This is a genomic window from Asticcacaulis biprosthecium C19, from assembly GCF_000204015.1.
Taxonomy (GTDB): Bacteria; Pseudomonadota; Alphaproteobacteria; order Caulobacterales; family Caulobacteraceae; genus Asticcacaulis; species Asticcacaulis biprosthecius.
In genome coordinates this window covers 1,182,237-1,188,825 of the sequence record NZ_GL883077.1, presented here as the reverse complement: position 1 = coordinate 1,188,825, position 6,589 = coordinate 1,182,237, and the positions used below count along the sequence as shown (strand labels likewise).

Annotated in this window: 7 protein-coding genes; 4 read left to right on the top strand and 3 right to left on the bottom strand. The window is 57.0% G+C overall.

The window, feature by feature from the left end; all coding sequences use genetic code 11:
* Positions 1-102 precede the first annotated feature (102 nt).
* Together ABI_RS05825 and ABI_RS24905 are read right to left on the bottom strand one after the other, a co-directional pair.
* On the bottom strand, positions 103-507 hold the full coding sequence (locus ABI_RS05825) for a hypothetical protein (RefSeq protein WP_006271938.1): 405 nt from the start codon (positions 505-507) through the stop codon (positions 103-105).
* A gap of 2 nt (positions 508-509) precedes the next feature.
* A complete protein-coding gene (locus tag ABI_RS24905; RefSeq protein ID WP_006271937.1) occupies positions 510-683 on the bottom strand; it encodes a hypothetical protein in 174 nt (57 codons plus the stop codon).
* A gap of 82 nt (positions 684-765) precedes the next feature.
* Here ABI_RS24905 and ABI_RS05820 point away from each other — a divergent pair, with 82 nt between their 5' ends.
* Positions 766-1,557: a hypothetical protein gene (locus tag ABI_RS05820; RefSeq protein WP_040308623.1), complete on the top strand. Its 792-nt coding sequence runs from the start codon at positions 766-768 to the stop codon at positions 1,555-1,557.
* Positions 1,558-1,605: 48 nt separating this feature from the next.
* On the opposite strand, the gene ABI_RS05815 is transcribed toward ABI_RS05820, so the two are convergent.
* The gene (locus ABI_RS05815; RefSeq protein ID WP_006271935.1) at positions 1,606-1,791 is read right to left on the bottom strand and encodes a hypothetical protein; all 186 of its coding nucleotides are present in this window, start codon (positions 1,789-1,791) and stop codon (positions 1,606-1,608) included.
* Between the two features lie 99 nt (positions 1,792-1,890).
* On the opposite strand from ABI_RS05815, the gene ABI_RS26425 reads away from it, so the two are divergent.
* Genes ABI_RS26425 through ABI_RS05805 form a run of 3 tightly spaced genes read left to right on the top strand, consistent with a single transcriptional unit; the run spans position 1,891 to position 6,090 of the window.
* Positions 1,891-2,460: a site-specific DNA-methyltransferase gene (locus ABI_RS26425; RefSeq protein ID WP_006271934.1), complete on the top strand. Its 570-nt coding sequence runs from the start codon at positions 1,891-1,893 to the stop codon at positions 2,458-2,460.
* Positions 2,372-3,412, top strand: a complete 1,041-nt coding sequence (locus ABI_RS25850; RefSeq protein ID WP_309545673.1) for a site-specific DNA-methyltransferase — start codon at positions 2,372-2,374, stop codon at positions 3,410-3,412. The genes ABI_RS26425 and ABI_RS25850 overlap by 89 nt, the downstream gene beginning before the upstream one ends.
* Complete coding sequence (locus tag ABI_RS05805; RefSeq protein WP_006271932.1) at positions 3,412-6,090, top strand: DEAD/DEAH box helicase; 2,679 nt, start codon at positions 3,412-3,414, stop codon at positions 6,088-6,090. The genes ABI_RS25850 and ABI_RS05805 overlap by 1 nt, the downstream gene beginning before the upstream one ends.
* Positions 6,091-6,589 lie beyond the last annotated feature (499 nt).

Sequence of the window (6,589 nt, the reverse complement as noted above, 5' to 3'; positions counted from 1 at the left end):
GCCCACAGCTCGCTGGTCAGCCGAAATCGACACGGGCGCCTCTAAATAAGGTAAGGTTGAAGGCTCCTGTCCCGCAACCCTGTGAGGCTGCGCGCCTTTCGACTAACCGGTAGATGAGGGTCTGTCCCCCAAACCCTCTATGGTCTGCTGGCATAGCGCCAGAAGCGCCTGAGCTGGGTCGCTGCCGCTATCAAATACCGCCCAACCCCGCGACGGCGCCAGCGGGCCATCGAGGCGCATATTATCGCATTGCCAACAGATGGAAGTCCCAAAGACAACGGTCTCAGCTTGAAGGAGTTCAATGCGATAACCGGGAAAATGGCAACGCGACTGTTCCGCTTCCCTGAGTTCCGACAACAGGCGAACCGCCTCGCGCGCCGCCTCCGGCGCGCACATAGCCTTGCACAGGCTGGCGGGGTGGAATTCGCCATCCAGTTCATGGATTACAACGCAGTCGTACGGGATATCAGCCATACCCGGAAGTGACAGTGCGGCGTCTTCGGACATCCTCATCCCACCGCACTTTCGTTCAGGCCGCGAATGACCTCGACCAGGCGTTTGACCTTGTCCAGGGCAAACACCTTTTGCAGGCCCAGCGGCGCGATGTCGGTGAAGGGGCTCTCGTACAACTTCGCCGGGTTCATCACGCCTTTTATGGTTAGATGATACAGACCCGTTTGCATGATCTTTTCCTTTCCGTTTACGCAGAATTTGAAGCACACTACACAGTGCCCTTGAATCACGCGGAAGCTGAAGATCGACATTATGGAAAAGCTAAACAGGGGGCAAATCCACCAACGAGCAATGGAAGTACTAGAGGCCAATCCACAAGGCATGCGTTGGACCGATCTGCTGGCAGCCGTTGAAGCAACCGCTGGGAGCACGCCGCACAACAGCATTCATGGGGGCATTCACAATCTACTTACAACGCGTACCTCCGAAATTGTGAAGGTCGCTCGTGGCACGTATCGTTTGGCAAAGTTCGTGGAGGCGGAGGACGCCATTACCGGGCTGCAGGAACCTGCCGGTTCGAGTTCACCTGTAGCCTACGAGGCACCTGAGCCAGACATACTTGCAGAGCAGGACTTCTATCGCAGTTTCGCCGAATGGCTGGAAGAGAATGACGAAGCCACAGTGGCATCCGCGCTTGGCGGTGCCAGTCTTGGTGGAAAGTGGGGTACGCCCGACGTCATCGGCGTTCTTAAACCCCGTGCTCAGGACATATTTAAGTTTGAGCCACAGATAGTAACGGCTGAGATCAAGGTCGTCCCCAACCAACCTGTCATCGCTTTTGGACAGGCGGTCGCCTACAGGCTTTTTTCGCATAAGAGTTACATCGTCGTTCCGAATTCGACCAACAGTGACGATATGAGCCGGCTAAAGTCTTTGTGCAGCATTCATGGCGTCGGCCTAGTCACATTTGCCCTCAACAAGTATCAGCCGAATTATTCGGTTATCGTTCTGGCTTCGGTTGCAGCACCGGATATGTTTTACGTGAACAGTATGCTGGAACGCCTGAAAGCCAGTGAACCAGGGCTGTTGAACAAGTTATTCTAGCGCCAGTTCATTTAGGCTGGTCGGGCCATCGCGTCACAGCCAGCACACTTACGCTACTCGCCAGCCTGCGTAGGTGCCGTTCGGAAGGGCCGTGACTTCTGCATAGCGGACCAGGGTGTTGAGCGCCTGGACGACGCACTGTTCGATTCGCTTGCCGCCGCCCTTGGAGGCACGCGACACGGTAGCGGCGTCCATCGGACGGCCCGAGGTCTGACGCACAGCGCGGATGGCCATCAACTCTGATCCTTGTCGCACGGTTGATTTCGCAGTCGCCTGACAGGCATCGTGCTGCTAAAGACGGATGTTCCTGGGGTTGAATCGGAAAACTATTAGATGCCGACACTTTCGTGGCTGACGCGCGACAAGGATGTAAAAATCGCAGACGCCGTGGCGTATCGGCTGCTTGAAAAAGATGATGGCCTGTCTTTCCGTCACGAAGATTCGGCGGTTGGCGGCGGTAACATGCTGATCCAGGGCGACAATCTGGAAGCGCTAAAGAGCCTCCTGCCCTATTATCGCGGACAGGTGAAATGCATCTATATCGATCCGCCTTACAATACGCGTTCAGCCTTCGAGCATTACGATGACAATCTCGAACACAGCCAATGGTTGGCGATGATATGGCCTCGCCTCGTGCTGCTTCGCGAATTGCTGGCCGAAGACGGTAGCATTTGGGTATCTATCGATGACAACGAGGGGCACTACCTCAAAGTCATTATGGATGAGGTGTTTGGCCGGCGGAATTTCATCGACACTGTGATTTGGGAGAAATCAGACTCACCAAGGAACTCGGCGCGGCAACTATCCTCAGATCATGATTTCATTTTTGGCTATTCAAAACGTGAAGACTGGGTTCCCTTACGGCTGCCTAGAACCGAAGCCGCAAATGCACCCAGACAATGACCCCAATGGCCTCTGGCTCCCCGGAGATCCGTATGCAAATAAGCCCTACTCAAAGGGTCTCTATAGTGTCGAGGGACCAACGGGTCGCACATTTAGCCCTCCGGAAGGACGCTACTGGCGAATATCTGAAGAAAAACTTCGGGAATTGGACGCTGAAGGGCGAATTTGGTGGGGACCCAACAGATCGGCGAGGCCCAGCATAAAGAGATATCTGAATGAGGTATCTGACATGGTGCCACGTACACTTTGGCGAAAAGAGGATGTTGGAAGCAACCGAACCTCTAAAAACGAAATGCGTGCCTTGTTCCCTGATGAAGCTTCCTTTGCAACTCCCAAGCCAGAAGCTTTAGTCCAGCGAGTCCTACACATCGCCACAAAGGCCGGTGACATCGTTCTCGATTCCTTTCTTGGGTCCGGTACGACTGCCGCCGTTGCACACAAAATGGGCCGCCGGTGGATCGGCATCGAAATGGGCGATCACGCTGCTACGCATTGCGTTCCGCGTCTGCGCAAAGTCATAGAGGGCGAACAGGGTGGCATCAGTGAATCTGTAGGGTGGCAGGGTGGCGGTGGTTTCGAGTTCTACCGCCTCGGCGAGGCCGTGTTTGACGAGACCGGTGCCATCCATTCCGGTATTACCTTTGCCCCTCTTGCCGCGCATGTATGGTTTGCGGAAACAGGAAAACCGATGACCGGCGTTCACGAGGGGCCGTTCCTTGGCAGTCACGAGGGAAAGGGGCTGGCTCTGCTATACAATGGTATTCTGGGTGACAAGAGTGTGTCGGGCGGCAATGTGCTGACGCGCAAGACGCTCGGCATTATCCGCGCATCCGCTGCAACCTTCAGTGGCCCTATCACGGTTTACGGTGAGGCGTGCCGGCTGTCACCGGAGACGTTGAAGATGGAAAACCTCGCCTTCAAGCAGACTCCCTATGATGTGAGGGCGCGTTGATGCAGCTAAAACTATATCAGACCGATACGTTGAACGTGCTGCGCCGTTTTTTCGAGGAAACGCGGCTACGCGGTCCCAAGGCGGCTTACGAAACGATCACGCGAGAACCGGAACAGGCGAAACGCCTGCGCGGTTATGGCGGGACATACGAGGCGCTGTTGGGGCAGGAAGAGATGCCCTATGTGTGCCTGCGCCTGCCCACCGGGGGCGGCAAGACGTTGCTGGGGGCGCACGCCATTGGAGTCGCCAAGAACTCCTGGATAGAGAGGGACTTTCCTTTGGTCCTGTGGCTGGTTCCGACGAATATGATCCGGACCCAAACGGTTGATGCGTTGAACAACCCAAAGCATCCCTACCGGCTGGCGTTGGACGAACAGTTCGGCGGACGGGTGCGAGTATTTGATATTGGAGATTTTACGAGGATCAGAGCCCACGATCTAGCGGCCAATTGCTGCGTTGTCGTCGGCACCCTGCAGACGCTGCGCGTGGAAAGCACGGACGGACGCAAGGTCTATGCGCACAATGAAAATCTGGAACCGCTATTCAACGAGGTGCCCAAGCGTTTAGCCGGGTTGGAACCACTGGGCTCTGAAATCGCAGCGAGAATCGGAGGGCACGCGGACGACATTCGATACAGCTTCGCCAACCTGTGCCACCTCCATCGTCCGCTGATGATCGTGGACGAAGCACACAAGGCGGTCACGGGGCTATCACGTGAGGTACAGGCGCGCGTGAACCCCTGCGCCATCGTGGAGTTCACAGCGACTCCTCACAAGAAAAGCAACATTCTCCATTCGGTCAACGCGCAGGAACTGAAAGATGCGCAGATGATCAAGCTGCCAGTGCGGCTGGAGGAGCATGACACATGGGAAGGCGCCGTCACCGGTGCTATTCTGAAACGAGCGGAACTCAGCGAGGAAGCCGCGAGCGATCGTGCCAATTATATCCGCCCGATCGTCCTGTTCCAGGCGGAGGACAAAAACCGTGAAGTCACGGTCGATGTTCTGCGGCAACACCTGATCGACACGCATCACATCGACCCGAAGGCAATCGCCGTCGCAACAGGCGACCAACGTGAATTGGACGGAATCGTCCTGTTCAAACCGGACTGCCCGATTGAATATGTCATCACGGTGGAAGCGCTGAAGGAAGGGTGGGACTGCTCCTTCGCCTACGTCTTCTGCTCGGTTGCCAATATCAACAGTGCGACGGATGCTGAGCAGCTCTTGGGACGGGTATTGCGCATGCCTTATGCGACCAGGCGCAAGGCGGCCGCGCTGAACAAGGCGTACGCCCACCTCGTGTCCAAGTCGTTCGCACAGGCTGCGAATACGCTGCGCGACCGCCTTGTCGAGATGGGATTCGAAGAGAGCGAGGCTGAGGCAAATATCGAGGCCGAACAGGGCTCGCTCGATGACGGTCTTTGGGGCGAAAGGCGACGGCCTAATCCGACGGCGCGCATCGCCATTGAGGCGCCGGCGGAAGCGCTCGCCGCCGTAAAAGCAGCGGCTCCCGACAAGGTCAAGATCGAGACCACGCCAGGCGCCGCGCCAACCCTCACTGTCACGGGGTTCCTGAGACAGTCAGAGAAGGAAGTAATCTATGCCGCCTTGCCGGAAGCGGCGGCAAGCATCGTTCGCGAGGCTATCGCGGTTCATGAACGCGAACATTCCCATAACGCCTCCCCGGCCGAGCGCGGTGACGATTTCATTGTTCCGCGCCTTATGACCGCGGTACAAGGCGAATTGGTTTTCGCTGATACCGAGGTCCTGAGCGAATATTTCGAATGGTCACTTTCCGAGTATCCGGCGCAGTTGTCTAAGGCTGAGTTCGACGTGCGGGACACGTCAGAGGCATTTGAAATTGACCTGGACGGCGATCACTTGACGGTCAAGTACAGCGACCAAGCCGATCAACTCATGCTTGATATACCCGTAGACGGCTGGACACCCGCCGGATTGGTGAACATTCTCGCCAGGCAGGTAAGGCAGGCGGACAGCGCCATCAGCCATGGCGATATGATCGCATGGCTTAGCGACGTAGTTTTGTTCCTGACGGGTACGCGCGGCCTCCCGCTGGCCACGTTGATGCGCTGCCGCTTTATCCTGGCGCGCAAGCTTCGCGATAAACTCGCTGCGATCCGGACCGAAGTGCGAAAAGGCATCTACCAGCGATGTCTGTTCGCCCCTGAAGCCAAGCCCGAAATCTCGTTCGAAAGCGGGTTCAGATTCTATGACGGCATGTTTGCGGGCGTGCCAACTTATCGCGGGACGAAGTACCGCTTTGCCAAGCATTATCTCGGTTGGGATCGCGTGCCTCGCTTTGACGGCAAGGGTGACGACGGCGCGGAAGGCGACGAGTTCAAGGCCGCGCAACAACTCGACAGCGTTGCCGAGATTGAATTTTGGGTTCGCAATGTGTCCAAGCATCCCGATGCGTTCTGGCTACCTCTGGCCGGGGGGCGGACCTACCCGGATTTCGTCGCCAAACTGAAGGATGGCCGATTGCTGATCATTGAATACAAGGGCGAGCATCTTGTAGCGGACTCGACGGAAAAGCGCGCGATCGGTCAGCTTTGGCAACAGTCCAGCGGTGGAAACGGGGTTTACGTTCTTGCTGAGAAAGAGAGAGATGGCATGAACGTTAAACAACAGATTGCCCAGGCCATTGCACTTTAATCCTTAATGCCGCCACAGCCAGAGAGACGGGCTGTTGCCACTTCAGCTAAGTCCCGGAGGTCTGTTCGACGTAGTCCAGTTCGTTGGCGACCCCTTCTTCGGCGCGGAGGTCTTTTTCGATCTGGTTGAGGGCGTTGTCGTACATGCAGTCCCCTGATACCGATTCAGCGGGACTTTAGGCTAGGCGCGGGCGAGAAAACCGGTAATTGACGGACGGCCGTTATCGCGCACGTGTTGCTCCGATATCCGTGCCTTTATCCGTGTCCGGCCGCAGGCCGGCATCCGTGCGCTTATCCGTGGTTAAGCCTTCTTGCATCGCTGCCGACTTAGGAGGCGTTGCAGACTTGATTGCTGCTGCTGGGGATTGCGCCTGTGAGCAGGGGCGTTTCCTGATGGCGGTTGCGCGAACGTCCTCGGAAGGCCCCTTAGGCTCGCCGCCCCGCGCCGATCGCCCACGCTTCGCTCGGCTCTCGTCCTCTCCCCTCACGAGGGCTAAGGC